Here is a 25,719-nt window from a genome sequence, read left to right as displayed (position 1 = left end):
TTAAAAGCCCGGGCCATTGCAAAAATCGTCACAGGGCGCCATCGGCTCAGTTCACGATAGCAGGTCAAAGACGTCCGACCCGATTTGCAGGTTGATGCGGTCCTGCCCCTCGCCATCCACCAGCGCCCACATGATTTGGCCTGTCGGGCGGTAGATCACAAAGGCCTCGGAGACGGCATCGTCCCCGGCCCGCTCGCCTGCGGCATTTGCCGTATGGGCGTAATTGACCTGGAAATCGGCGCGGGTCGCAGAGGAAATTCCAAACAGAAGAACATCCCCCTCGCCGGCGCTGTAGTCCTGAACCCAGTCCGAACCATGGCCTTCGGCACCGATATGGAAGAACTTGTCCGCACCAGTTCCGCCGTTGATGCGGTCGTGGCCGAAGCCGCCGTTGACGAAGTCGCTTCCGGCCCCGCCATAGACCAGATCGGAGAAGGCCGAGCCAGTGATGACATCGTCGCCGTCCTGGCCCTGCAACTCGTCCACGCCAAAGCCGCCCGCGATGGTGTCATTGCCACCCTGGCCATAGACCAGGTCATTGCCGGCCCCGGCATCGATGCTGTCGTTGCCTTCACCGGCAAAGATGATGTCGCGCAGGTCGCCTGTGGCCGGACCGCCGATGAGAATATCATCGCCGACGCCACCGTTGAGCGTATCAGCCCCGAGACCACCGTCGAGACTGTCGTTGCCTGTGTCTCCCAGAAGGCGGTCATTTCCGGCTTGTCCCTGCAACACGTCGTCGCCGGCAAGCCCGTCGAGCGTATCTGCGCCGGCGTTGCCGGTCAGCGTATCGTTCTCCGGGCCGCCGGTCTGATCGACGGGAACAAGGCTGAGACCATTGTCATGGATCCAGACGCCATGGCCTGTGAAAGCCATGATCTCGTCAACTCCGTCGCCGTCGAAATCAACCAGTGCCAGTGCTTCGTTGGAGCCGCCAATGGTCTGATCATCTGGGCCGGGCGAAAACCGCCCATCCTCCTGGTAAAAGATGCGGTGCTTGTTTGGGAACTGCATCTGGACCAGAAGATCCTGATCACCATCAAGATCGAGATCGGAAAAAATCAGGCGGGACGCCCAGCCATTCGGGTCGATTTCACCAGCGAAATCAGTAGGATCAAACCAGTCGGTTGTTGTATCTCTGAAACTGCCGTCTGATTGCTGGATCAGGACCTGAATACCGATCCGCGTGTAGAACGGATCGGCATCGGTGACCAGGGTAACGATATCCGGCCGGTCATCGCCATTCAGATCCAGCACCTCGATATCGAGTGTGATCGATTGATCCAGAACGGTCTGGTTCGGCAGCGCGGTCATGACAAACCCGGACCCGTTGTAGCGGGCAATCTTGTTTGTCAGTCCGGCTTGAAACCCCTGGTCCGCTCCAAGGATCAACTCGTCTATACCGTCGCCGTCCAGATCGGCTATCTCTGATGAGGTGTAGTCCCGGATGCCGGGCAGGCGCAGCGCGCCGATTGTGGGGGACCCGTCAGGTTGTACCGTCACGATATAGGCGCCGTTCACGCCGAGGTTTCCGACGAAGATATCGGTCAACCCATCACCGTTCAGGTCGCCTGCGGCCGCTGAATGCGTAAAATCCGGCTCGCGTGAATACTCTGCCGAGCGATTGATCCACCCCCCGGACCCGTCCGAGATCAGAACCGTATTGACCTGTCCGGGAAAGGGATGGGTATCCAGGCCATGATCTGCGACGAAAATGTCGTCCCAGCCATCTCCGTTCAGGTCCTGTACGATCAGCCCCCGCCCAAAGTCGACCTGCAACGGCGTCCCGCCGCCGATCCGGGCCGAGATATCCTCGATAGTGCCATCGGCGTGCACTGTGAAAACCGGCATGTCCAGCCATTCGCCGCCGGGAACGGAAAACCGCGTGACAACGATTTCAGGGAGACCATCACGGTCCAGGTCGGTCACCTGGGCCCAACCCGCATAGTTGTAGTTCCGTTCAAAATAGAAGTCTGAGAGATAGGTGAACATGGTTGCTCGTGCTTATCATTCTGGTTTTCGAATATTTTTTACGAAAACACGGTCTCAGGCAACCATTCTAAGCGAAAAAGGTAAATCAGAGAAACTGCGCCAGCAATCCACGGAAGGTTTGCAACAGTTCTTCGCGCGATTTCCGGTCGGCCCCGATCTGTCCCTGCATCAGGTAGCGGAAAGCGCCGTCCAAAAGCGCATAGTACAAATCGACATTTTCAGGCACGGGGTGTCCGGCTTTTTTGAACGCCTGCCGTACTATGTTGATCAACTTGCCTTCGATCGAAGCAACCGCGGGCCTGAAAGCCTCGTCGAACATGGCCTGGGTTCGTATATCGTACCACAGCCGATGGGTCATTTCGTCATCGATGATCGACACCACCAGCGCCTCGGAGAAGTTGTCGATGACCGCTTCGCGGCCTTCCGCATTGTCCAATGCGCGAATGATGTTTTCGACGAAACCCTCCTTGTAGATCGCCACGCAGTGGATGATCAGGTCGGTCTTGTCTTCGAAATAGTAGTGAAGCATGCCCAGCGACAGGTCGCTTTTGTCGGCAATGTCGCGCAGAGAGGTATTGGCGTAACCCAATTCCTTTAGCGCCTCGATCGCAGACTCGGCGATCTGACGCTTTTTTTCCAAACGCTTGGCTGATTTGCGGTCAGCGCGCTCTCTCAGTTTCGCGGGCATTTCGTTCATATCGCTCAAATGTAGTGAAAACGGGTGGGTTTCAAGTCTTTCCAATCGGTCCGTATGCTTTGCCCAAGCAGGGGCGGTCGACATGACGTGGGCAGAAATTGGGCAAGCCCGCAAATGAAGCCAAGGCTGATACGGAAAAACCGGCGCGGGGGCGCGCCGGTTTCCTGAAACACCTTCCGGGTTGCACGGGGCAAACACCGGGGAAAGCCGTTTTAGCTAAATACGCGGGTCAGCGCGGCGTCGACGGCATTGGTGATGGCGTCGATATCCTCGGCGGTGGCAATCAACGCGGGCGAGAAACACAGCGTGTTGTTGCGCCCGGGGATCGAGCGGTTGGTCACCCCGATGATCACGCCCTGCGCCATGCAGTCGGCCACCACGGCCTGCGCCTGTTTCTCGGTCACCGGCTCCTTGGTCTCGCGATTGGCCACCAGTTCGGCACCCAGGAACAGGCCTTTGCCGCGCACATCGCCGATCACCGCGTGCTTTTCCATCAGCGCATGCAGGTTGCCCAGCATCCGCTCGCCCATGGCAGTGCAGTTACCCAGCAGGTTCTCGTCCTCGATGATGCGCATGTTTTCCAGCGCCGCAGCGGGACCGGCGGTGCAGCCGCCAAAGGTCGAGATATCCCGGAAATAGTTCAGCGGATCGTCGCTGTTGTCCTTGAACAGCTCAAAGACCTCTTCAGTGGTCACCATGCAGGCGATGGCCGCATAGCCCGAGGCGACGCCCTTGGCCATGGTCACGAAGTCGGGCTTGATGCCGTATTGCTGATAGCCAAACCATGTGCCGGTGCGGCCTATGCCACAGACGACCTCGTCGATATGCAGCAGCACGTCGTATTTCTTGCAGATCTCCTGCACCCGCTCCCAATACCCCTCGGGCGGGGTGATGACGCCGCCACCGGCGGTCACCGGCTCAAGACAGAGTGCGCCGACGGTCTCGGGACCCTCACGCAGGATCACCTCTTCGATCAGGTCGGCGGCGGCACGACCGAACTCGGCGCCCGACAGATGACCCAGGCCCAGCTCTTCCTTGCGGTATTCCATGCAGTGGGGAACCTTTACGAAATCCGGCGCAAAGGGGCCGTATTGCGCGTTGCGCTCGTCCTGGCCACCCGCCGACATCGCCGCCAGCGTCGAGCCGTGATAGTCGCGGTCGCGATAGAGGATCTTTGTCTTCTTGCCGCCGTATTTCTTGTGCGCGATCTGGCGCACCATCTTGAACGCCTTCTCGTTCGCTTCGGAACCCGAGTTGGTGTAATAGACCCGGCTCATCCCCGGCATCTTGGAAATCAGCTTCTCGGCATACAGTGCGCCGGGGATCGACCCAGCGGAATTGGCGAAGTAGCACAGTTTCATCAACTGGTCATAAACCGCCTTGCAGATGGACTCACGCCCATAGCCCACGTTGACGGTCCAGACCCCGCCCGAAACGGCGTCGAGATGTTCCTTGCCCTTCTGATCCCAGACCCGCATGCCCTTGCCTTCGACGATGATGCGGGGGTCGTTGGTTTCAAAGGGTTTGTGCTGAATCAGGTGATGCCAGATATGGGCGCGGTCGGCTTCGACCACGCGACTCAGATCGTTTTCGTTGAACGTGCCGTCCATGACGTGCCCTCTTTTTTGATGTGCGGTTCCGCAGTGGGATACGACAGAAGAACCCGAGGTGGGCTTCAGAGTCCAGAGACGTCAATTCATAGGCGACCGATAGGGCCAGAATTTTACGTCCCATATATCCAGAAAGTGACGCTTTCCCAACGTAAACCGTCGCACGACTTTGGGCAACGTTAAGAAAACACTAGAGGTTTCTCAATTTCGAAAGTCAAAATCCGGATATTCAAAAGCCGTGACTCAGGCATACCTTCCGAAAAATTCGTTGATCGGATGCGGGTTTTCCATTCGGATCATTGCACGCCGGGGAAATCCCTCGGCCGATAAGAGACGGCAAACCGTCCTGAACCTTTGATCGCCGCAACACGCGGCAACAGGGAGAAGATAGAATGACAGGAAAGACAAAGTTTCTGGGTGCCGCCGCCGGGCTGGCGATGATGGCCGCAGCGTTTCCGACGTTGGCCACCGCAGCTGACGGCGAGATCACCGTGGCGTATTTCCTCGAATGGCCGATGCCGTTTGAATATGCCAAGCAGAAGGGAACCTATGACGAGGCACTGGGCGTCAAGGTCAACTGGGTCAGCTTCGAAAGCGGTGTGAAGATGTCGGCGGCCATGGCGTCGGGCGATGTGCACCTGTCGGTCAGCCAGGGCGTTCCACCCTTTGTGGTCGCGACCAGCGCCGGACAGGATCTGCAAATCCTCGACGTGGCCGTGTCGTATGCCGATAACGACAACTGCGTCGTGCGTTCGGAACTGGAGATCGACAAGGACAATGCCGGCGAACTGGCTGGCAAGAAAGTCGCCGTGCCGCTGGGAACCGCAGCGCATTACGGCTTTCTCAAGCAGATGAACCATTTCGGCGTCGATGTGGCCAGCATGGATGTCGTCGACATGGATCCGCCCGATGGTGCGGCGGCCATCGCCCAGGGCGCTGTCGATATGTTCTGCGGCTGGGGCGGCTCGCTGCGCCGTGCCTTGGAGCATGGCAACGTGCTGCTGACCGGTGACGAAAAGACCGAGCTGGGTATTCTGGTGTTCGATGTGACATCGGGCCCGGCGGGCTGGGTCGCGGAAAACAGCGAACTGGTTGCCAAGTTTCTCAAGGTGACGGCGGATGCCAACGCCATGTGGGCGGACGAGGCCAACCATGCCGAGATGCTGCCGCTGATCGCCAAGGATGCGGGTATGGATGAAGAGGCCACCGCCTCGACCATCGCGACCTTCAAGTTCCCGACGATCGAGCAGCAACTGAGCGGCGCCTGGCTGGGCGGCAATGCGCAGACCTTCATGAAGGGTGTGGCGGATGTCTTCGTCGAGGCAGGTAGCATCGACAGCGCGCTGGATACCTATGAGAACGCCGTGAACACCGGGCCGCTGGCCGCGGCAGGCAGCATGTAAGCCAACCGGACGACAGGCGGCGGAGTGTTCCGCCGCCTGTCATCGGCATGTCGCCCGATAGCGGCGACAGGATACCCCTGTAGATATCTCCAACAGGAAAGGCGGACCATGTCGGGACTGTCTATCGAAAACATATCCATGCGCTTTGATCTGCCAAATGGCAGCTCGGTGCAGGCGCTGAAAAACGTCTCGCTGCACCTGAACGCGGGCGAGTTGATGAGTGTCCTGGGCCCTTCGGGCTGCGGCAAGACCACTCTTCTCAACATCGTGGCAGGGTTCCTGGCACCGACCGAGGGCCATATCGCCATGAATGGCCACAAGGTGCACGGGCCGGATGCGGAACGTGGCATGGTGTTCCAGCAAGGCGCGCTGTTCGAATGGATGAACGTGCGCGACAATGTCAGTTTCGGCCCGCGGATGAAAGGTCAGCGAGAGGCGCAATACGGCAGCCAGGTCGACCACCTGCTCGATGTGACGGGCCTTGGCGACTTCAAGGACAAGGCAATCTATGAGCTTAGTGGCGGCATGCAACAGCGGGTTGCGCTGGCCCGTTGCCTGGCCAACGACCCCGACGTGATCCTGATGGACGAGCCGCTGGGTGCGCTGGATGCACTGACCCGCGAAAAGATGCAGGGCCTGGTCCTGAAACTCTGGAAGGAAACCGGCAAGACCATCATCCTGATCACCCATTCGGTCGAAGAGGCCCTGTTGCTGGGTGAACGCCTGCTGGTCATGGCGCCGCGCCCCGGACGCATCCACAAGGAATACCGTCTGCCCTATGCCGATATGGGGGTGAATGCGGATCTGCGCGAGGTCAAGAAATCTGAAGGCTATTCCCAGACGCGAGAGGAAATCCTCTCGATGATCTGGGACATGGAAGAAGAAATCATGGGACGCACGGAGGCAGCACAATGATTGGCCTGATTATCCTTGCGGTCTATGTGGCGATCTTTGTCGGGTCGTTCCTGGCCGTGCGCTTTTTCGTGCGCAAGACCACCAATGATTTTACCTCGCTCAAGACCGTGACATTCGGCGATGAAAGCGCGGTCACCTCGAACCGGATCGCCTCGGTGGTGTCGGTTCTCACCATCTTCCTGATCTGGGGGGCGTTTACCGGGTCGAAATACGTGCCGTCCTTCCTGCACGCGCCTGCGCCTTTTGTCGGCGACACCTCGTTTGTCTACACGCTCGAGGATGCCAATGGCGCTCGCGATGACGCGACCGTTCATGTCAAGGTCTATGCCTTTGGTGAAAAGACCGAGGACTTCGAAGTGGACCCGGGGCCCGGCTTTGCCAAGGACGATGCAGTCTCGATGACCGCGTCGCGCTCGACCACCATCATCTTTGATAAGAATGACGAAACCAATCGCAAGGAAGGCGCCAAGGTCGTCGCCATCGACGGCACGCCGATTTCGATCGGCAAGTCGATCAAGACCGCCGCAGGCCAGTTTTCGCTGACCGACAAGGGGGCGATCAGTTTCCAGCCCCCCTCGGGCTTGCAGATGGAGCCGATCTGGCTGCCGCCGCCTGAAGCCGTGGTCAGCCGCCTGGGCGAGATTGCGAAATCGGGCTATCGCGACAGCACCTTGTGGGAGCATCTGGGCTTCTCCCTGTTCCGCGTGATCGCCGGTTTCTTCTTTGGCGCGTTGGTCGGTATTCCGCTGGGCTATGCCATGGGGTTGAGCGACTGGTTCCGTGGCTGGTTCGACCCCATCGTCGAATTCATGCGCCCGGTGCCGCCGCTGGCCCTGATCCCGCTGGTCATCATCTGGGCGGGGATCGGAGAGACGGGCAAGATCATCCTGCTGTTCCTGGCTGCGCTCTGGATCATGGCCATCGCCGCCCGTTCGGGCGTCTCGGGGGTCCGGATCTCGAAGGTGCACGCCGCTTACTCGCTGGGCGCCAGCAAGGCGCAGATCATGCGCCATGTGATCGTGCCGAACTCGCTGCCCGAGATCTTCACCGGCGCGCGGGTGGCGATGGGGGTCTGCTGGGGCACCGTGGTTGCCGCCGAACTGGTGGCGGCGGAAAAGGGCGCCGGGATGATGATCATGGTCGCGTCCAAGTTCCAGCTGACCGATATCGTGATCATGGGGATCATCCTGATCGGCGTGATCGGCTTTGGCATCGACATCCTGATGCGCTGGGCCGAGCGGGTCCTGGTTCCCTGGAAGAGCAAGGGCTGATCCACCTTCGGCAAGAAAAAATCGGGGCCCTGCGGGGCCCCGGTTCTATTGTTGCGGCAGGAGCGTGTTATTACGATCTTTCCTTGCCGGGCGTGTTTGTGCCACATCTGCGCGCACGGCATCACTCAGGGAGGACAGGACATGACCGGCAGCACCATCTATGACCAGCATCTGGACCGGACACGTGCCAATTTCACCCCGCTGTCACCGTTGAGCATGATCGAGCGTACGGCGGCGATCTATCCGGATTACCCTTCGGTGGTTTACGGCCCGCGCCGCTACACCTGGGCGGAAACCTATGCGCGCTGTCGCCGTCTGGCCGGGGCGCTGACCGCGCGCGGGGTCGGCAAGGGCGATACCGTTTCGATCATCGCCGCCAATATCCCCGAGATGTACGAGGCGCATTTCGGTGTGCCGATGGTGGGCGCGGTGCTGAATGCGATCAACACGCGCCTTGATGCGCCGATCATCGCCTTCATCCTGACCCATGCCGAGGCCAAGGCCCTGATCGTGGATCCCGAATTTTCGACCGTGGTGCGCGAGGCATTGGCACAGATCGACCGTCCCGACCTGCTGGTCATCGACATCGAGGATGCCAGTTTCGAAGGAGGCGAGCGGCTCGGCGCGCTAACCTATGAGGAACTGCTGGCCGAGGGTGACCCCGAGTTCTCCTGGTCGCTGCCGGATGACGAATGGGACGCGATCGCGCTGAACTATACCTCCGGCACCACCGGCAACCCCAAGGGCGTCGTCTATCATCACCGGGGTGCGGCGCTGAACGCGAATACCAATATCCTCGACTGGGGGATGCCGAAACACTCGGTCTATCTGTGGACCCTGCCGATGTTTCATTGCAACGGCTGGTGTTTCCCCTGGACCATGGCGGCCAATGCCGGTGTGTCCGTCTGCCTGCGGGCCGTGCGGGACGAGCCGATCTATCGCGCTTTCCGTGAGGAAAAGGTGACCCATTTCTGCGGCGCGCCCATCGTGCTGAACATGCTGGCCAATGCGCCCGGGCATCTCAAGGATTTCGATCACCAGATCAAGGTGATGACCGCAGGCGCACCGCCGCCCGCCGCCGTGATCGAAAAGATGGAGGCGATGGGCGTCGAGGTGACCCATGTCTATGGTCTGACCGAAACCTATGGCCCCTCGGTCGTCTGCGCCTGGAAAGAAGCGTGGGATGCGCAGCCTGCCAGCGAAAGGGCGGCATTGAAGGTTCGCCAGGGGGTCAAGAACGCGGCGCTGTCCGGCCTGATGGTCGCGGATCCCGACACGCTGGAACCGGTGCCCGCCGATGGCGAGACCATGGGCGAGATCTTCATGCAGGGCAATGTGGTGATGAAAGGGTACCTCAAGAACCCCGATGCCACGGACAAGGCGTTTCGCGGCGGCTGGTTCGCCTCGGGCGATCTGGGGGTAATGCATCCCGATGGCTATATCGCGCTCAAGGACCGGTCCAAGGATATCATCATCTCGGGAGGCGAGAACATCTCGTCTGTCGAGGTAGAGGGCGTGCTTTACAAGCATCCGGCAGTGATGGAGGCCGCGGTTGTCGCCAAGCCGGACGAGAAATGGGGCGAGACGCCTTGTGCCTTTGTCGAGCTGAAACCGGGGGCCGAGGCCGACGCGGCCGAGATCATCGCCTTTTGCCGGTCGAACATGGCGCATTTCAAGGCGCCGCGCACGGTCGTGTTCGGAGAGTTGCCCAAAACCTCGACCGGCAAGGTGCAGAAATTCATGTTGCGCGACCGGGCGCGGGCGCTCTGACATGGCCGTGCCCGGACTTGAAATCGCCCCGATGAGCCTCTCGGATCTGGACATGGTTCTTGACTGGGCGGCAGAGGAGGGGTGGAACCCCGGGCTGGATGACGCGCGCGCCTTCCATGCCGCCGATGACCGGGGGTTCTTTCTGGCCCGAGTGGGCAACGAACCCGTCGCGGCAATCTCGGTGGTTAACCACGATGCCGGTAACGCCTTTCTGGGCCTCTACCTCTGCCGGCCCGACTGGCGGGGGCAGGGGATCGGGCTGGCGACCTGGATCCATGCGCTGGACCACGCGGGCGCGCGGTCTGTCGGTCTCGATGGCGTGGCAGCGCAAGAGGCGAACTATGCCAAGTCGGGTTTTGTGCGCACCGGGGCCAGCCTGCGGCACGAAGGGTTTTGGCCGGCGGCCCGGTCTCCTGAAGTACGAGCGGCGGATGCAGCGGACATGCCACGGTTGATCGAACTCGATGCCGCCGCCGGTGGTTTCAGCCGCCCGGCATTCCTGAACGCCTGGCTGGCACCAGACCAGCCCGAGCGGTCCACGCGGCTGTTGCAAAAGGACGGCGAGATCATAGGCTTTGCCACATGGCGGACTTGTCGCGACGGAACCAAGATCGGACCCGTCATCGCGCCGAGCACTGCCACAGCACTGGAGTTGATCGCCGATATCGCCGCTGAGCGTCCGAATGGCCCGCTGATCGTCGATTTGCCCGAGGCCAATACGGCGCTGCGCCGCGCGCTGGAAGGTGCCGGGTTTACCGTGCCTTTTGCAACGGCCCGGATGTATCGCGGCACGGTCCCGCAGACAGGTCCGGGGTTGCAGGCGATTGCCACAATGGAACTGGGCTGAGCGCCTAGTCGAACAACGACAGGTCAAGCTCCAGCATCTCGCCCATCCAGATGGCCCGGTCGCGGTGATCGCGCAATTCGTCGCCGGTCTCGGGATGGGCGAAAATGGTCAACCCCTGCCTGTTCAGCATCAGCCAGGGCACGACCTGGTCGAACGCGTCCGGGCCAAAGGCCAGTTGGCAGCTCCAGCGCGGATGCGGGCCGACATTCCGAGCGTGAACCCGGCCCATCTGCACCGGAAACAGCTGCGCCGCCTGTTCGCAGACCTGCCGGGCGGTCGCCTCGCTGTCGGCGTCGAAATAGACATGGGCATGATAGCCGGTGATGGACTGGTTCATCGGTGTCTCCTGTTTCATCTTGGGCAATCTGCCGATGCGAAAGTGCGCCTGCAATTCCGTACAGACGAACCGCACCTGTGCGCTTTCAGCGTTTCCGGTGGTGCAGCACCCGCCCCAGCGTGTTCATCAACAGTTGCGCTGCCAGGATCGAGGTGCCGCCGGTCTGGTCATAGTCCGGGGCCACCTCGACCAGGTCGATGCCCACGATATCGCCCCTCCGGGCCAGCCCATCGATCAGCTCAAGCACCTCGTAATACTGGAACCCTCCATGGCTGGGTGTTCCGGTTCCCGGCGCGATCGAGGGATCGAAGGCGTCGATGTCGATAGTCAGGTAATAGCGCACGCCTGCGGGGATCCGAGCAAGCATCGCTTCGGTCCCCATCCGGCGGACATGGCGCACCGACTGGATATCAGACCCCATGGCGCGCGCTGCATCGTAGCCATCCTTTGCCGTGGAGGAGACGTTGCGGATGCCGATCTGGCTCAGCCCGGTGACATAGGGTTTTTCCGCCGCGCGCCGCATCGGGTTGCCATGGCCATAGCGCACGCCGTGCCGTTCATCGACGAAATCCAGATGCGCGTCGATCTGCACCACATGGATCGGGTCCTGATCGTCAAAGGCGTTGATGCAGGGGATGTTGACCGAATGATCGCCCCCCAGAACCACCGGCAACGCACCCGATTGCAGGATCTTGCGCACGCCGAACTCGATATTGGCGTGACTCTTCATCGTGTCGGTATGCACGATATCCGCATCGCCGATATCGACGATACGGACCTTGGCCGGGTCCAGATAGGTGATGTCGTCTTCGAAGTCATAAGCGCCAGCGTGGCCAAAGGAAAACAGGGTCGAAGCCTCGCGGATGCCGCGCGGCCCCATGCGCGCGCCCGACCGCCACTGGGCGCCGAAATCGAACGGCGCGCCAAGGATCGCGGCATCGGCGTCGATATTGTCCCAATCTTCGACATAGGGATACTTGCCGAAGGTACAGATACCCACGAAAGGCAGGTTCAGCCGTCCACCTTCATAGCCATGTTTGGCCATTTGCCACGCTCCTAGTTTACAGTTTCCTGCCAGTAAGCGGATCGGAGCCGCTCTTGTCCAGCGTCAACCACGACCGTTGACGCTTTGGGGGCGGTAAGGGTTTACTGGCATCGGGAACGATAGGAGGGGTTAACATGGCTGCAACACCGCCGGTATGCGACTTTGACTGGAAAGCCCCGGATTTTACTTTGCTGGGCACCGACGGGCAAAACCACAGCCTGTCCGCCCTGGCCGGTGAGGCGGGAACCCTGGTCATGTTCATCTGCAACCACTGCCCCTATGTTCTGGCCGTGCTGGACCGCATCCTGCGCGACGCGCGCGATTTGCAGGCGCTGGGCGTCGGGGTTGTTGCCATCTGTTCGAATGATGCAGAATCGTATCCGGCCGACAGTTTCGAGAAGATGAAGGCTATGGCGACGGAACAGGCGTTTCCGTTCCCTTATCTGCATGACGAGGATCAGTCGGTCGCGCGTGCATATGGGGCGGCCTGCACGCCGGATTTCTTTGGCTTCAACGGCGCGATGGAGTTGCAGTATCGCGGCCGGCTCGATGCCTCGCGCAACATCGCCGGCCCGGCGGACCTGCGCCGTGACCTGTTCGAGGCGATGAAACAGGTGGCCGAAACCGGGCGCGGACCCAGCGATCAGATCCCGTCGATGGGCTGCTCGATCAAATGGAAAGCGGCTTGAGGCAGCTTTTTGATCAACTGGCAGGCGCGTGCCGGTCGGGATGTGCGGCGGCAAAGGCCGGGTGCCCGTTACACGCGGTTTCCACCGACAGAAGGCGCGGCATGTCGCTGATATCCACCTCCCACCGGCGGGCGTTGTAGATCTGCGGTATCAGGCAGATATCGGCCAGCCCCGGTGTGTCGCCGCAGCAATAGGGCGACTGCTCGAACCCAGCCAGCATCGCCTCAAATGCTTGCAGGCCGGGGCGGATGAAATGGCGCATCCAGTCGCCGGGCATTCCCTCGGCCCCGCCGCTGAGCTGCGTGGCATGGCGGGCAACCTTCAGGTTGCAAACCGGGTGGATATCGACCGCGATCGCCTGCGCCAGCGCCTGTACCTGCGCCCGGCCTGCCGGGTCGGCGGGCACCAGCCCCAAGCCACGGGTCTGATCGAGATAGTCGAGCATCGCCAGCGACTGGGTCAGCCGCAGCCCGTCGATGTCAAGCACCGGCACCAGCCCCTGCGGATTGCGCGCCAGATGCTCCTCTGAGCGGTGTTCGCCTTTGACCAGATCGACCGGAACCGCCCGATAGGCGATGCCCGCGAGGTTGAGCACGATGCGCAGCCGGTAGCTGGCCGACGAGCGCCAGTAGTCATAGAGAATGATTTCGGACATGGGGCGTCTTTCCTGTCTGGGGCAGGGCGATACTAGGCGGTTGCCGTCGCGGTGTTAACCGCTTTCACGGCGTCATTGGCTCGGGCGCGCTTTGCGCGCCATAAGGACCCGGTGCGCCGCACCGGGCCCGGTCCTGGTCGAGGCTTCGCCTCAGACGCTCTTGTTCAGTTCCTTGGCATGCAGCCAGGCGGCGTGCTGCGGCGCCTTCTTGGTGCGCGACCACTCTTCGAGCATGTCCCACTTGACCTCGTCCATGCGTTTCAGCAGCGCTTCTTCCTCCGGATCCGGGCAGGCCAGTTCGACACGGTGTCCGTTCGGATCGAAAAAATAGATCGAATGGAAGATCGAGTGATCGGTGACGCCCAGAACCTCGACACCATTGGCTTCCAGATGTTCCTTGAACTCGATCAGCGTCTCGCGATCCTTGACCTTGAACGCGATATGCTGGACCCAGATCGGCGTGTTCGGGTCACGGCCCATCTCGGGCTTGGTCGGCAGTTCGAAGAAGGCCAGAACATTGCCGTTGCCCGCATCCAGGAACAAGTGCATGTACGGATCGGGTTCATGGGTCGAAGGGACATGATCCTCGGCAATCGCCAGGATGAAGTCCATGTTCAGCATCTTGCCATACCACTCGACGGTTTCCTTGGCGTCCTTGCAGCGATAGGCGACGTGGTGGATTTTCTCGATTTTCATGTTGCTCACTCCTTGAGGGCGGCGGCCTGGATGGCCTGGGTCAGGATGGCCCGGTCGCCGATTTGGTTGGCCAGCACCAGAACGAGGCGCGCGTTCAGCGCGTCGCTCTGTGCCTTGTCGAGCCCTTCGTGCGCCGCCAACAGTTCGGCGTAGAAGTCATCGGCTCCGTTGATGTTCGGGGTCAGGATCAGATCGGACATGGGTGTCACTCCTTGCCGGTGGCCCGGCGGATCGCATGCCGGAACTGGTTGTCGTCATAGGTGGGGCGGCGCGCGGCGACATGCTGGTCGGGGCGGATCAGGTACACGGCGCTGTCATTGTCGCCCAGATAACGGCGCTTCAGCTCCAGCGTCGGGTCGTCCTTGACCGACAGCGCCAGGCGCGTGACCTCGATCCCCTCTTCCTCGATCAGATCGGGGGCATCGGCGTCGATGGTCAGCAGGATGAACTTGTCGCCCAGTTTCGGCAGCAGGAACTCATCACCCAGCGGCGCGTCGGGGCAGGGGCTGCCGGGACGGGTGCGTGCCGGTCCGTCCAGCAGGGCATCGGCCGAGTTGAGCGGCGAGCCGTCATAGGTGCATGGCACCGACAGGCGGCCCGAGTTCACCAGCGGGCGGGCGAATTCATACTGCTCGCTCAGGTCCAGCACCGCATCGCGCAGGATGCGCGACATTTCGGATTTGGGCGTGATGAAATCTGTCGAGCGCGACGAATTGAGGATATTTTCGTCGGCGCCGTGGATCCGTTCCATATCATAGCTGTCGAGCAGGCTTTCGGGCGCCTTGCCCTCCATCACCAGTTTCAGCTTCCAGATCAGGTTGTCGGTATCTTGCAGGCCGGAGTTGGCGCCACGCGCACCAAACGGTGAAACCTGATGCGCTGCGTCACCTGCGAACAGGACCCGGCCATGGCGGAACTTCTCCATCCGGCGGCACTGGAACGTGTAAATCGAGACCCATTCCAGTTCGAATTGCACATCCTCGCCCAGCATCGCCTTGAGGCGCGGGATCACGTTTTCGGGGCGCTTCTCGCGCTCCTTGTCGATATCCCAGCCCAGTTGCAGGTCGATGCGCCAGACATTGTCGGGTTGTTTGTGCAACAACGCCGACTGGCCCCGGTTAAAGGGCGGATCGAACCAGAACCAGCGCTCGGTCGGGAAGCCGGCATCCATGATCACATCGGCGATCAGGAAGTTGTCCTCGAACACGCGGCCCACGAAATCGAGCCCCAGCATAGACCGCACCGGCGAGCCTGCGCCATCGCAGGCGATCAGCCAGTCGGCCTCGACGGTGTACGAGCCTTCGGGCGTCTCGACCTCCAGCTTGACATGGTCGGGATGGGTGCCGATCGCCTCGACCTTGTTGCGGCCTCGGATTTCGATCGGGGCGCCGGCCTCCTGCAATTCGCGGACCCGGTTTACCAGGTATTCCTCGAAATAGTATTGCTGGAGGTTGATGAAGGCGGGGCGCTGGTGGCCGCCCTCGGGCAACAGGTTGAAGTCATAGACCTGCCGGTCGTCAAAGAACACCTTGCCCAGATTCCATTCGACCCCCTTGTCGACCATCGGCTGGCCACAGCCGAGCCGGTCGAGAATCTCCAGCGGGCGCTTGGCATAGCAGACCGCGCGGCTGCCAAAGCTGACCTTGTCATTGTCATCCAGCACCACAACCTCGATCCCCTGTTGGGCAAGGTCGATGGCGGCGGCCAGCCCGATGGGACCTGCGCCGATCACGATCACCTTGTGGCGCACCGGGCTGGAGGTGTCCTGATCGGGACTGCGCGCATAGGCGTAGAGTGGGACTTCGAAGATTTTATTCATGGGGCTCTCCTCCCAGGTCTGGGCGCACCCGGCAGGCCGAGGGCGCAAGTCTCCTGTCCTCTGCCGGGCATCCGCCAGAGGTCTTGTCTCATCGTCTCATCAGTTGACCCGGCGCGACACGATCTGGATCAATGTCGATCGGGCCGGGGGGCCTATCCGCACGGGCGGGCGCCCCCTTCGGGTCAGCCTTGCAGGGCCTCCCACATTTCCAGGTCACGCTGCGCCGTCCAGATGCGCGGCGTGTCGATGCCGCGCGCCTCGTCATAGGCCCGCGCCACGTTAAAGGGCAGGCAATGCTCGTAGATCGCGTAATCGGCAAACTTCGGATCGCATTCGGCGCGCACCGCGTCCCAGGCCTCTTTCAGCGAGCCACCGCGCGCGGCCACACGTGCCGCCGGGCGATAGGTGCTTTGTACAAAATCGCGGGTGTTCTCGATGGCGGCGTTCACCATCTCCTTGCCGACCAGCGCATCGCCGCGCCCGGGCGCGATGGCATCCACATCGAACCAGGCGATATTGTCCAGCGTGTCGCCCCAGTCGTTGAAATGCCCGTCGCCGCAATAGCAGGCCGAGTGATATTCGACGATATCGCCGGTGAACATCACGTTCTGGTCCGGCACATGGATGACTGCGTCACCCGCCGTATGGGCGCGGCCCAGATGCATGATGTCGACCCGGCGCTTGCCCAGGTAGACGGTCATGCTGTCCGAGAATGTGGTAGTAGGCCAGGTCAGGCCGGGAATGCTCTCATGCCCTTCGAACAGGCGCGGAAAGCGCTGGAACTCGCTGTCCCAATCTTCTTGCCCGCGTTCAACCACCATCGAACGGGCGGTGTCGGACATGATCACCTGACCGGCGCCGAAGGCGCTGGCGCCCAGCACGCGAACGGCGTGGTAATGGGTCAGCACCACATGAGAAATCGGCTTGTCGGTGACCTCGCGGATACAGTCGATCACCTTTTGCGCCAGGCGGGGGGTGGCCTGCGCCTCGACCACCATGACGCTGTCATCACCGATGATGACGCCGGAATTGGGGTCGCCCTCAGCGGTGAAGGCGTAAAGCCCTTCACCCACCTCGGTAAAGCTGATGTTCTTCTCGCTCATGTCGCCTTGCGACGCGAATGCCTTGGCCATGTGTCAGTCCCTTTCCAGGAATTCCAGCCGGTTGCCAAAGGGGTCTTCGGCAAAGAACCGGCGGCGGTTCTCGATTGTGCCGTCCCAGCGCGGGCTCTGGCCAAGGGCCTCAATCCGCGTGGCGACGGTGTCTATGTCATTGACGGCAAAGCCCGGATGGGCCTTGCGCGCGGGGGTGAAATCGGGCTCCACCCCCAGATGCAGTTCGGCACCGTTCAGCGCCAGCCACAGCCCGCCGCGCGCCTTCAGCGCGTCGGGCTTGGCGATCTCGGCCAGACCCAGACCTGCGCACCAAAAGGTGCGCGCCGCGTCCTCGCCCCCGGCGGGGATCGCGATCTGGATATGGTCGAGGGCCAGGGTCATGGGCGGTTCAGCCCCAGGCCTTGGCGGGCAGGATCTGGCCCAGGCAATCACCAAAGCCGATAGTATAGCCATCGCCGCGCGCATTGCCGCGCAGGGTCAGTGTGTCGCCATCCTCGATGAAGCCGCGGGTCTCCCCGGTTTCCAGAGTGAAGGGTTCACGCCCGGCCCAGCTGAGTTCCATCAGCGAGCCGAATTCGCTTCGTTCCGGCCCCGAGATGGTGCCCGACCCCAACAGGTCACCCGCATTCATCGCGCAGCCGCCAATGGCGTGGTGGCAGAGCTGTTCGGCGGCCGAATAATACATGCGGCTATAGTTGGTCCTGGCAATGACCGAAGCGCGGTCGGCGCCTTCAGGCTGCATCAGAACCTCGAGCTCGATGTCATAAAGCCCGTCCTTGCTGCCTTTGAGATAGGGCAGTAGCTCCTTTTCACGCGGGGGTGTGGGGGCGCGGAACGGCTCCAGCGCGGCGGCGGTCACGATCCATGGGCTGATCGACGTGCCAAATGCCTTGCCCTGGAACGGCCCCAGCGGTTGGTACTCCCAGCCCTGGATATCGCGCGCCGACCAGTCGTTCAGCAGCACATAGCCAAAGATCATCGCATCGGCCTCGTCCACCGTGATCGGCTGACCGAACTCGGACCCGGTGCCGACAACGGCGCCCATTTCCAGCTCGATATCGAGCCGTTTCGAGGGGCCGAATGACGGCATTTCGGCATCGGGGGCCTTGGTCTGGCCGTTGGGGCGGTGGATCGGCGTGCCCGACACCACGACCGAGGAAGCCCGGCCATTGTAGCCGATCGGGATATGCAGCCAGTTGGCCGGCAGATCGGGCGAGCCGCGCAGGATCGCGCCCATGTTCTGAGCGTGTTGACGGCCGGCGTAGAAGTCGGTGTATTCGCTGACGACCAGCGGCATATGCAGCGTGGACTCGGCAATCGGCACCAGCAGCGGTTCGACAGCCTCCTGCTCTTTCGACCCTTTGGCCAAAAGCGCGGTCAGCCGTTCGCGCAGGGCGGCCCAGACGGCAGGGCCTTCCTCCATCAGGTCGTTCCAATAGGGCACGTCGAACAGCGGATAGTCGGTGAGCGCGATCAGGCCCTCGGCCTCGGCCGCGGCCATGTCGAGGATCATGTCGCCGATGGCCACGCCACAGCGGGGTTCATCCTCGCCGGTCGAGAAGACGCCGTAGGGCAGGTTGTTCAGTGGAAACGGGTGGTTGGCGCTATTGGCCGAAGCCACCCAGGATTTCAAAAGGGGCATGTTGTCTCCAAACGGATGTCACGGGCGGGACCGGGATTTTTCGTGGAAAAATCCGGGCCCCCTCAGCCGCAGCTTATTTCTTGCCAGGGGTGCCGTCGAACTTCTTCTCCAGCGAGGTCCAGCAGTCGATGTAATCGTCCTGCAACGGCGCCTCCTTGGCGGCGAACTCGGTCAGGTGCTGCGGGAAACGGGTTTCAAACATGAAGGACATGGTCTGGTCCAGCTTGTCGGGGCCGAGATTGGCGTTCGACGCCTTCTCGAACGCTTCCTTGTCCGGCCCGTGCGGCAGCATCATGTTGTGCAGGCTCATCCCGCCGGGGACAAAACCCTGCGGCTTGGCGTCATACTGACCATAGATGTTGCCCATCAGCTCGGACATGATGTTCTTGTGATACCACGGAGGGCGGAAAGTATCTTCCATCACCATCCAGCGCTCGCGGAACAGGACAAAGTCGATATTGGCGGTACCCGGCACGCCCGACGGCGCGGTCAGCACAGTAAAGATCGACGGATCGGGATGGTCGAACAGGATTGCGCCGACCGGGCAATAGTTGCGCAGGTCGTATTTGACCGGGGCGTAATTGCCGTGCCAGGCCACCACGTCCAGCGGGCTGTGGCCGATCCCGGTGGTGTGGAACTGGCCGCACCATTTCACCGTCACGGTCGAGGGCGCCTCGCGATCCTCGAACGCGGCGACCGGCGATTTGAAATCGCGCGGATTGGCCATGCAGTTGGCGCCGATCGGGCCACGTCCCGGTAGCTCGAACTTCTGGCCATAGTTCTCGCAGACAAAACCGCGGCACGGGCCTTCCAGCACCTCGACCCGGTAGACCAGGCCGCGCGGCAGGATGGCGATTTCCTTGGGCTCGACGTCAATGATGCCCAGCTCGGTTGCAAAGCGCAGCCGGCCCTCTTGCGGCACCACCAGCAGCTCGCTGTCGGCAGAGAAGAAGTAGTCGTCGACCATCGAATCGGTGACCAAATAGATATGGCTGGCCATGCCGACCTGAGTGTTCACATCCCCGGCGGTGGTCATGGTGCGCATGCCGGTGAGCCAGGTCAGCCCCGCACCCGAATGCGCTACCGGGTCCCAGCGGTACTGGCCCAGGCTGATCACATCGGGGTCGATGCAGGGGGCCGATTTCCAATAGGGCAGGTCGATCTTTTCATAGCGGTGCGAATGCTTCACCGAGGGCCGGATGCGATAGCACCAGGTCCGCTCGGGGCGGGTCGCGGTAAAGGCGGTGCCGCTGAGCTGTTCGCCATAAAGGCCATAGTTACATTTCTGCGGGCTGTTCATACCCTGGGGCAGGGCACCGGGCAGCGCCTCGGTCTCAAAGTCGTTGCCCCAGCCGGGCATATAACCTTCGGTCGTGCCGGTTGCAGTGGCCGCCTGGGTCAGTTGATGTGGGTCGATCGGACGGTTCATTCGCGCGTTCCTCCGTTTACTACTTGTCGGATAATAGTTGATTTTGTAACTAACAAGCATGACAAAGACCAAAATACCCGAAAATGATGACTTCGATCTGCGAAATTTCCTGCCTTTCCTTCTGAATCAGGCGGCGGAACAGAGTTCGTTGGAGTTTCAGCAGATCTACAAGAATCGCTATGGCATGCTGCGCACCGAGTGGCGGGTGTTGTTTCACCTGGGCACTCATGGCGAAATGACGGCCAAGCAGATTGGCGAACGGGCCTTGATTCACAAGACGAAGGTCAGCCGCGCCGTGGCCAAGCTGGCTCAGCGTCGGTACCTTACACGCACACGTGATGAGGCTGATCGGCGATCCGAGCAATTGGCGTTGACGGCGGCGGGGCAGGCGGTCTACCGGGAGCTTCGCGGTATCGCCGAACGGTATGACGAGCGGATGGCGGCGCATTTCACCAAGGGCGAAGCGGCCCTGCTCAGGATGATGTTGCGGCGTCTGGCCGGAATGGATTGATCCATACCGGTCTGTGATCCGGGTGCCGCGATACCATATCGGCGATGACCGGCCGGTACAGGAGTGATGTGATGAGTGACGGTGACACAAGACAGACAACGGCTTCGGCGGTTGCAGGGCGGCTACAGGATTGGCTGGTTCAACGCGGGCTGGAGGGTGCGCGGCAAGACGAATTGCTGCACGGATATTGCGAACGCCTGGTCGAACTGGGCGTGCCCCTTTACCGTCTGCATGTCGCGCAGAGCGCGTTTCATCCCAAATACGGTGGGCTTGGGTTCAACTGGTATCGCGATCAGGGCGTGTCCAGCGAGGAATACGGGTATACCGAGACCCCGATTGCGGCATGGCTGCGCAGCCCGCTCTACCATCTGCTCGACAGCGGCGAGGCCGAGTTTCGCGAGCGCCTGACAGAGACGAACGAGGAAAGCCGCTTTCCCTTGCTGAACGAATTGCGCGCCAACGGAGCCACCGATTACTTTGCGGCGGGTGTCATCCTTGAAAAGCGTGTGCCCTTCGAAAAGATCGACCCGCAGAACACACCCGAGGGCGTTCTGATCTCCTGGTCCAGCGACGGTCCAACCGGTTTTTCCGAGGATCACCTCGACCTGGTGCGCGCCTCGCTGCCGCAGTTGGCGCTGGCCCTCAAATCGGCGGCCAACCGGCAGATGGCGGGTGACCTGCTTCAGGTCTATCTGGGGCGCGATGCGGGGCGGCGGGTTCTGTCGGGCGAGATCCAGCGTGGTTCGCTTCAGCAGATCGACGCGGTCTTGTGCTATTTCGATCTCAAGGATTTTACCGCGCTGACCGAGCGCACCCCGGGCCCCGAATTGATTGCCATGCTGAACGAGTATTTCGGCATGGCGGTCGGGGTGATCCAGGGGCACGGCGGCAATATCCTCAAGTTTCTGGGCGACGGCATTTTGGCCATGTTCAACCTTGAAACCCCGGAACGTTCGGCTGCCGCCGGGCTGGATGCGGCGGTCCAGATGCGCCGGGGCATGGAACAGGTCAACGAGACGCGCCTGGCGCGCGGAGAAACCGTGACCAGCGTCACGCTGGCGCTGCACGCCGGAGAGATCCTCTATGGCAACATCGGTGCGGACAACCGGCTCGACTTCACGGTGATCGGCCCGGCGGTGAACCTTACAGTCCGGCTGTCCGGGCTTCATAGATCGGTCGGCCGCAACATCATTCTGTCAGAACCGGTTGCGCGCTCTGCCGCGGCGACCGGACATGACCTTGTCAGCCTGGGCCGCTACATGCTGCGCGGGGTTTCCGAGCCGCAGGAGTTGTTCACGATCTATGAGGGGGCGCCGGGCGAATAGCCGAACGCCGGATCAGAAATCGATCTCGACACCGGGCAGCTTGAGCGCCTTCATCATGTCGCGCAGCTCCTGCCGGGCGGCAATGTTCGAGATGTTGAGTTGCTTGACCCCGATATCCTTGAGGTCGAGCAGGGTCAGCCCACGCGGGAACAGCTCGCGAAAGATCACGCGCTCGGAAAAACCGGGCGCGATGCGGAACCCGATGCGGCTGGCCAGCATCTCGATCGCGCGTTCCATCTTCTCCTTGTTGACCATGCGCTGGGTCCCCACCCGGTTGCGCACGATGACCCAGTCGATCGGTTTCAGTCCGGCTTGGGCGCGTAACTGACGGGCGTTCCAGACCATTTCGGAGTACACCGAAGGCCCCAGGATCTTTTCGCCGCTGGCATCGATGCGCGCCAGCAGATCGAAATCGACAAAGCTGTCGTTGAGCGGCGTGACCAGAGTATCGGCCAGCGAATGCGCGACCTGGCTGAGGCGGGTATGGGAGCCCGGGCAGTCGATCAGGATGAAATCGCTGTCGGCCTCGAGCCGCGACACGGCTGCCGAAAGACGGTGATCGAACACGTTTTCCCCCGGCTTCAGCGAGGCCGCGTCGATCTCGGGCAGATCATGGTTTGTCGGCGACGGCAGGTGCAGCCCCGAGCTTTTCATGAACGCCGCGCGGTTTTCAAAGTAGCGGCCGAGGCTTCTTTGGCGCAGGTCGAGGTCGAGGGTGTTCACTTTGTACCCCAGCCGCGCCAGAGCGCTTGCCACATGCATCGAAACGGTGGATTTCCCCGCACCGCCCTTTTCGTTGCCGACGACGATGATATGCGCCATTGCCTGCGTCCCCTGATCTCCGAGCAGTTGCTCCCCCGGTGTTGAAGCGCACTATATGTTGTGGGTGTTGGGAAGGGAAGCGGTCACGTTGCTCTCACAGGCCCCTGTGCGTGTATCCGGGGGGGGCATGTCGTGACAGTCCACGGACCCGGCAGGCGGCACCGAAAGGCCAAAACTCCGGAACCGGGTTTGTACGGCGAATTGACCGTTTTGCACCCGAACCAGAAGGGCGATTGACCGTTTTGTACAAGCTTTCCGGGCCCGTTGCCGCGCCCGGTGAACTGAAAACCGCCAGACGGAGCAGGCCGGCCACACCCCGCGATGGGATCACGCCAAGAGGTCAAACACGTCGCCGCCGATTTGCAGGTTGATCGCGGACTGCCCCGCGCCATCGACCAGCGCCCACAGGATCTGCCCGGTCGGGCGGTAGATCACAAACGCCTCTTGCACCGCTTCATCGCCCGCACGCTCACCTGCGGCGTTTGCGGTGTGGTTGAAGTTCACCTGGAACTGGTCGCGGGTGGCCGACCCGATGCCGAACAGGAGGACGTCGCCCTCGGCCGCATTGTAATCCTGCACCCAGTCCGATCCGTGACCGCTGGCGCCGACGTGGAAGAACTTGTCCGCCCCGCTGCCGCCATTGATCCGGTCATGGCCGAACCCGCCGTTGACAAAATCGTCGCCCGCATTGCCGAAGATGAGGTCGGAATAGGCCGAACCGGTGATCACGTCATTGCCGTTCTGGCCGATCAACTCGTCCGCCCCGAACCCGCCCGCGATCACGTCGTCGCCATCCATGCCATAAATCAGATCGTTGCCATAGCCGCCATAGACGGTGTCGTTGCCGTCGCCTGCATAGATCACGTCGCGCAGGTCGCTGGTCGGGTCCGAGGCCGGGTCCGAGCCGTGGATATAGTCGTCACCATCGCCGCCATGGAGTTCGTCAAAGCCGGTACGTCCCAGCAGGGTGTCGTTGCCGATGCCGCCGTAGATCGTCTCGTTCATTTCGGTGCCGACAACGCGGTCATTGCCGGGGCCGGCGCCGTAGAGCGTGCCGTGGAAGCGCAGGTCGACGTAATCGTCGGGGCGTTCAAACAGCCGCCCGACGATGCTGCCATAGGTGACAAGATAGCCGTTGATATTGAACTCTTCGATGTTGCGCAGCGTGAGGTGGGTGTCGCCGTCCTGAAAGATCAGCGTGCCGTCCAGTTCGAGGGTGAATTGCGTGCGAATGTCGAAGCCCTCAGGCGTTTCCCATTCCTGATAGGTCCCCTCGAAAAGGTCGAGATGGGCCATGTCCGTGCCCGTGCCGCCATCGGCGACGCTGATGCCGCGGCCCAACCGCAGCAAGTCGTCGCCATCGCCGCCGAACAGGGTGTCATGGCCCGGCCCGCCATCGAGCACGTCATTGCCTGCCGAGCCTCTCAACGCGTCATCGCCCGCGCCGGTGCGCAGCACGGCGGGTGCGTCCAGTTCGATGGTGTCGTCACCCTCGGTGCCATAGAGCACATCGGGCAGGTCGCGGATCTGGAACGTCCGGTCGCGGTCGCCCAAGGGGCCGGTAACGCCCCAGGCCAACAAGGCACCGTCCTGCACCTGGACCGCGCCGGGGCCGGTCGGCCCGGTGCCGTCTTCGGTGAACAGCCGTGTCCAGCCATAGGACCAGCCTTCGGCATCGAAGACCGAGACATTGCCACCGGTCACGGTGTAGTTGACGAACGCGAACAGGCCGTCCCCCAGGGACAGCATGTCGAAGCTGGGTCCGGCGCCGATGTAGCGGTCTATCAATCTGGGCTCGGACAGGCCCGCCGCAGTTCCGGTCTGCGCCCAGATGGCAACATTCTGGTCACCGGAATCGTAGTTATACGTGGTCTCGCTCCAGCCAAAAATGACACTGCCATCCTCGGCAAAGGAGATCGTTCCACGTCCGCCGATGGTGCTGTCGGCGGCGAAGGGGGCGATATCGCCCGTGTCCGAGACGGTGGCGGCCTTGATCTCGCCAGCCGCTTCGATCCAGGTCATCATCCCGGCGCCATCGGGACCTTCGGTCAGACGGACATCGCGGGCGAAGCGGTCGGGCGTGTGCACGATCCGCTCGCCCACCCGCGCGCCCGATGCATCGTAGACCTCGAGCGTGATCTGCGGCGCGGCACCGGCGGGGAACGGGGCGGAGGCCACCAGCACGGTGCCGTCGGCGCGCGGGATCGCATCCCATCTGCCGTAGGCGGCGGAACCGCCGACGACGAAAACCTCCGCGTCGGCCGGGACCTGGGTGACGCCTGCGGGCAGGGGTGGGCCTGACGGTGTGGTGAATACGGTCGGCGCGCTGACGGGGCGACCGCTGGCGTCGAGCGTCTGAAGCGCCAGGCGGGGTGGATAGATTTCGATATCGGCCACGGTCCTTGCGACGATCAACCAGCCGCCACCGACCAGCTCGGCGACCTGGATGGTCTCGATGGAGGGTGTAACCCCGTCGAGGATCGTATGCGCGGACCCAGCCACCGTACCGTCCGGCCCGACGAATTGCGCCACCACGGCAGAGGGGGTGTATTCCCAGAATCCGTCACCTGGCTGGGTGACCTGGATATCCAGAAATCCGCCGCCGGTCGCAGGGGCCAGTTCGGTGAGGCGCGGGTAGCCATTGGGTTCGTTCAGCGAAAACTGACGCGGCGGATCGGTCTTGAAATAGGTCAGCGAAATAGTCCCCTAAATATTCTTGCGAAACAAACAAGGCTATTGGGGCTGGCACACCCGGGAAAGTCAACTATCGGTTGCGATAGGTTTTCCGACCTTCCTGGGGCGATCCGGCCTTGGCTAGACCAGATCGAACACATCGCTGCCGATTTGCAGGTTGATCGAGGACTGGCCCGCGCCATCCACCAGCGCCCACATGATCTGTCCGGTCGGGCGATAGATCACAAACGCCTCCTGCACCGCGTCGTCGCCGGCACGCTCGCCCTCGGCGTTCTGGGTGTGGTTGAAGTTGACCTGGAACTGGTCGCGGGTGGCGGATCCGATGCCAAAGAGCAGCACGTCGCCCTCGGCGGCACTATAGTCCTGCACCCAGTCCGAGCCGTGGCCGCTGGCACCGACGTGGAAGAACTTGTCCGCCCCGCTGCCGCCGTTGAT

General features: G+C 61.9%; 23 protein-coding genes and 1 pseudogene. 8 read left to right on the top strand and 16 right to left on the bottom strand.

Annotated elements, in window-relative coordinates:
- Positions 1-51: 51 nt before the first annotated feature.
- The 3 genes from G0P99_RS24775 to G0P99_RS12470 form a co-directional block, all read right to left on the bottom strand.
- Positions 52-1,992: an FG-GAP-like repeat-containing protein gene (locus G0P99_RS24775; protein WP_164130254.1), complete on the bottom strand. Its 1,941-nt coding sequence runs from the start codon at positions 1,990-1,992 to the stop codon at positions 52-54.
- Positions 1,993-2,077: 85 nt separating this feature from the next.
- Complete coding sequence (locus G0P99_RS12475; RefSeq protein WP_164130252.1) at positions 2,078-2,734, bottom strand: TetR/AcrR family transcriptional regulator; 657 nt, start codon at positions 2,732-2,734, stop codon at positions 2,078-2,080.
- 167 nt (positions 2,735-2,901) lie between these two features.
- Complete coding sequence (locus G0P99_RS12470; RefSeq protein WP_164130250.1) at positions 2,902-4,299, bottom strand: aspartate aminotransferase family protein; 1,398 nt, start codon at positions 4,297-4,299, stop codon at positions 2,902-2,904.
- Between the two features lie 392 nt (positions 4,300-4,691).
- Between G0P99_RS12470 and G0P99_RS12465 the strand changes: the two genes are divergently transcribed.
- The 5 genes from G0P99_RS12465 to G0P99_RS12445 all read left to right on the top strand — a co-directional run bounded on the left by G0P99_RS12465 (position 4,692) and on the right by G0P99_RS12445 (position 10,505).
- On the top strand, positions 4,692-5,702 hold the full coding sequence (locus G0P99_RS12465) for an ABC transporter substrate-binding protein (protein ID WP_164130248.1): 1,011 nt from the start codon (positions 4,692-4,694) through the stop codon (positions 5,700-5,702).
- Positions 5,703-5,810: 108 nt separating this feature from the next.
- Entirely contained in the window at positions 5,811-6,617 is an 807-nt protein-coding gene (locus G0P99_RS12460; RefSeq protein ID WP_164130246.1) for an ABC transporter ATP-binding protein, read from the top strand.
- 5 nt (positions 6,618-6,622) lie between these two features.
- Positions 6,623-7,888, top strand: coding sequence for an ABC transporter permease (locus G0P99_RS12455; protein WP_164130268.1), 1,266 nt, complete (start codon positions 6,623-6,625; stop codon positions 7,886-7,888).
- 141 nt (positions 7,889-8,029) lie between these two features.
- Positions 8,030-9,658: an acyl-CoA synthetase gene (locus G0P99_RS12450; protein WP_164130245.1), complete on the top strand. Its 1,629-nt coding sequence runs from the start codon at positions 8,030-8,032 to the stop codon at positions 9,656-9,658.
- A 1-nt stretch (position 9,659) separates the two neighbouring features.
- Complete coding sequence (locus tag G0P99_RS12445; RefSeq protein ID WP_164130243.1) at positions 9,660-10,505, top strand: GNAT family N-acetyltransferase; 846 nt, start codon at positions 9,660-9,662, stop codon at positions 10,503-10,505.
- A 4-nt stretch (positions 10,506-10,509) separates the two neighbouring features.
- Here G0P99_RS12445 and G0P99_RS12440 read toward each other — a convergent pair whose 3' ends face one another.
- Together G0P99_RS12440 and speB are read right to left on the bottom strand one after the other, a co-directional pair.
- Positions 10,510-10,842: a DOPA 4,5-dioxygenase family protein gene (locus G0P99_RS12440; RefSeq protein ID WP_164130241.1), complete on the bottom strand. Its 333-nt coding sequence runs from the start codon at positions 10,840-10,842 to the stop codon at positions 10,510-10,512.
- Positions 10,843-10,927: 85 nt separating this feature from the next.
- Complete coding sequence (gene speB, locus G0P99_RS12435) at positions 10,928-11,887, bottom strand: agmatinase (protein WP_164130239.1); 960 nt, start codon at positions 11,885-11,887, stop codon at positions 10,928-10,930.
- Between the two features lie 134 nt (positions 11,888-12,021).
- On the opposite strand from speB, the gene G0P99_RS12430 reads away from it, so the two are divergent.
- The gene (locus tag G0P99_RS12430; protein WP_164130237.1) at positions 12,022-12,576 is read left to right on the top strand and encodes a thioredoxin family protein; all 555 of its coding nucleotides are present in this window, start codon (positions 12,022-12,024) and stop codon (positions 12,574-12,576) included.
- Positions 12,577-12,589: 13 nt separating this feature from the next.
- Here the strand turns inward: G0P99_RS12430 and maiA are convergent, their stop codons facing one another.
- The 8 genes from maiA to hmgA form a co-directional block, all read right to left on the bottom strand.
- Positions 12,590-13,231, bottom strand: coding sequence for a maleylacetoacetate isomerase (maiA, locus tag G0P99_RS12425; RefSeq protein WP_164130235.1), 642 nt, complete (start codon positions 13,229-13,231; stop codon positions 12,590-12,592).
- Between the two features lie 150 nt (positions 13,232-13,381).
- Complete coding sequence (locus G0P99_RS12420) at positions 13,382-13,927, bottom strand: VOC family protein (protein ID WP_164130233.1); 546 nt, start codon at positions 13,925-13,927, stop codon at positions 13,382-13,384.
- A gap of 5 nt (positions 13,928-13,932) precedes the next feature.
- Positions 13,933-14,127 carry a DUF2783 domain-containing protein gene (locus G0P99_RS12415; protein WP_164130231.1) on the bottom strand — a complete coding sequence of 65 codons (195 nt, stop codon included), beginning with the start codon at positions 14,125-14,127 and terminating at the stop codon, positions 13,933-13,935.
- A gap of 5 nt (positions 14,128-14,132) precedes the next feature.
- Positions 14,133-15,746, bottom strand: a complete 1,614-nt coding sequence (locus tag G0P99_RS12410) for an FAD-dependent oxidoreductase (protein WP_164130229.1) — start codon at positions 15,744-15,746, stop codon at positions 14,133-14,135.
- A 182-nt stretch (positions 15,747-15,928) separates the two neighbouring features.
- Positions 15,929-16,879, bottom strand: coding sequence for an MBL fold metallo-hydrolase (locus G0P99_RS12405; protein ID WP_164130228.1), 951 nt, complete (start codon positions 16,877-16,879; stop codon positions 15,929-15,931).
- A gap of 3 nt (positions 16,880-16,882) precedes the next feature.
- Positions 16,883-17,242: a VOC family protein gene (locus G0P99_RS12400; protein ID WP_164130226.1), complete on the bottom strand. Its 360-nt coding sequence runs from the start codon at positions 17,240-17,242 to the stop codon at positions 16,883-16,885.
- A 7-nt stretch (positions 17,243-17,249) separates the two neighbouring features.
- Positions 17,250-18,503: a fumarylacetoacetase gene (fahA, locus tag G0P99_RS12395; protein WP_164130224.1), complete on the bottom strand. Its 1,254-nt coding sequence runs from the start codon at positions 18,501-18,503 to the stop codon at positions 17,250-17,252.
- 73 nt (positions 18,504-18,576) lie between these two features.
- Positions 18,577-19,932, bottom strand: coding sequence for a homogentisate 1,2-dioxygenase (gene hmgA / locus G0P99_RS12390; protein WP_164130222.1), 1,356 nt, complete (start codon positions 19,930-19,932; stop codon positions 18,577-18,579).
- 58 nt (positions 19,933-19,990) lie between these two features.
- On the opposite strand from hmgA, the gene G0P99_RS12385 reads away from it, so the two are divergent.
- Positions 19,991-20,443, top strand: coding sequence for a MarR family winged helix-turn-helix transcriptional regulator (locus G0P99_RS12385; RefSeq protein ID WP_164130220.1), 453 nt, complete (start codon positions 19,991-19,993; stop codon positions 20,441-20,443).
- A 71-nt stretch (positions 20,444-20,514) separates the two neighbouring features.
- Entirely contained in the window at positions 20,515-21,768 is a 1,254-nt protein-coding gene (locus tag G0P99_RS12380; protein WP_164130218.1) for an adenylate/guanylate cyclase domain-containing protein, read from the top strand.
- 12 nt (positions 21,769-21,780) lie between these two features.
- On the opposite strand, the gene G0P99_RS12375 is transcribed toward G0P99_RS12380, so the two are convergent.
- From G0P99_RS12375 to G0P99_RS12360, 3 genes and pseudogenes are all read right to left on the bottom strand, one after another.
- Positions 21,781-22,590, bottom strand: coding sequence for a division plane positioning ATPase MipZ (locus G0P99_RS12375; protein ID WP_164130216.1), 810 nt, complete (start codon positions 22,588-22,590; stop codon positions 21,781-21,783).
- Positions 22,591-22,917: 327 nt separating this feature from the next.
- Positions 22,918-25,092 carry a calcium-binding protein gene (locus G0P99_RS12370; RefSeq protein ID WP_370462771.1) on the bottom strand — a complete coding sequence of 725 codons (2,175 nt, stop codon included), beginning with the start codon at positions 25,090-25,092 and terminating at the stop codon, positions 22,918-22,920.
- A 312-nt stretch (positions 25,093-25,404) separates the two neighbouring features.
- A pseudogene (locus G0P99_RS12360) lies at positions 25,405-25,719 on the bottom strand (hypothetical protein); the annotation flags it as partial.

The sequence above is a fragment of the Ruegeria sp. PrR005 genome, assembly GCF_010500245.1.
GTDB classification, from domain to species: domain Bacteria; phylum Pseudomonadota; class Alphaproteobacteria; order Rhodobacterales; family Rhodobacteraceae; genus Ruegeria_B; species Ruegeria_B marisflavi.
The sequence above is the reverse complement of the archived record's forward strand: the minus strand, read 5'-3'. Positions and strand labels throughout refer to the sequence as shown.

Excerpts from the sequence above, each read along its gene's own strand:
- G0P99_RS24775 (WP_164130254.1), bottom strand. The coding sequence starts at position 1,992 with ATGTTCACCTATCTCTCAGACTTCTATTTTGAACGGAACTACAACTAT.
- G0P99_RS12470 (WP_164130250.1), bottom strand. The coding sequence starts at position 4,299 with ATGGACGGCACGTTCAACGAAAACGATCTGAGTCGCGTGGTCGAAGCC.
- G0P99_RS12465 (WP_164130248.1), top strand. The coding sequence starts at position 4,692 with ATGACAGGAAAGACAAAGTTTCTGGGTGCCGCCGCCGGGCTGGCGATG.
- G0P99_RS12460 (WP_164130246.1), top strand. The coding sequence starts at position 5,811 with ATGTCGGGACTGTCTATCGAAAACATATCCATGCGCTTTGATCTGCCA.
- G0P99_RS12450 (WP_164130245.1), top strand. The coding sequence starts at position 8,030 with ATGACCGGCAGCACCATCTATGACCAGCATCTGGACCGGACACGTGCC.
- G0P99_RS12445 (WP_164130243.1), top strand. The coding sequence starts at position 9,660 with ATGGCCGTGCCCGGACTTGAAATCGCCCCGATGAGCCTCTCGGATCTG.
- G0P99_RS12440 (WP_164130241.1), bottom strand. The coding sequence starts at position 10,842 with ATGAACCAGTCCATCACCGGCTATCATGCCCATGTCTATTTCGACGCC.
- speB (WP_164130239.1), bottom strand. The coding sequence starts at position 11,887 with ATGGCCAAACATGGCTATGAAGGTGGACGGCTGAACCTGCCTTTCGTG.
- G0P99_RS12430 (WP_164130237.1), top strand. The coding sequence starts at position 12,022 with ATGGCTGCAACACCGCCGGTATGCGACTTTGACTGGAAAGCCCCGGAT.
- maiA (WP_164130235.1), bottom strand. The coding sequence starts at position 13,231 with ATGTCCGAAATCATTCTCTATGACTACTGGCGCTCGTCGGCCAGCTAC.
- G0P99_RS12420 (WP_164130233.1), bottom strand. The coding sequence starts at position 13,927 with ATGAAAATCGAGAAAATCCACCACGTCGCCTATCGCTGCAAGGACGCC.
- G0P99_RS12415 (WP_164130231.1), bottom strand. The coding sequence starts at position 14,127 with ATGTCCGATCTGATCCTGACCCCGAACATCAACGGAGCCGATGACTTC.
- G0P99_RS12410 (WP_164130229.1), bottom strand. The coding sequence starts at position 15,746 with ATGAATAAAATCTTCGAAGTCCCACTCTACGCCTATGCGCGCAGTCCC.
- G0P99_RS12405 (WP_164130228.1), bottom strand. The coding sequence starts at position 16,879 with ATGGCCAAGGCATTCGCGTCGCAAGGCGACATGAGCGAGAAGAACATC.
- G0P99_RS12400 (WP_164130226.1), bottom strand. The coding sequence starts at position 17,242 with ATGACCCTGGCCCTCGACCATATCCAGATCGCGATCCCCGCCGGGGGC.
- fahA (WP_164130224.1), bottom strand. The coding sequence starts at position 18,503 with ATGCCCCTTTTGAAATCCTGGGTGGCTTCGGCCAATAGCGCCAACCAC.
- hmgA (WP_164130222.1), bottom strand. The coding sequence starts at position 19,932 with ATGAACCGTCCGATCGACCCACATCAACTGACCCAGGCGGCCACTGCA.
- G0P99_RS12385 (WP_164130220.1), top strand. The coding sequence starts at position 19,991 with ATGACAAAGACCAAAATACCCGAAAATGATGACTTCGATCTGCGAAAT.
- G0P99_RS12380 (WP_164130218.1), top strand. The coding sequence starts at position 20,515 with ATGAGTGACGGTGACACAAGACAGACAACGGCTTCGGCGGTTGCAGGG.
- G0P99_RS12375 (WP_164130216.1), bottom strand. The coding sequence starts at position 22,590 with ATGGCGCATATCATCGTCGTCGGCAACGAAAAGGGCGGTGCGGGGAAA.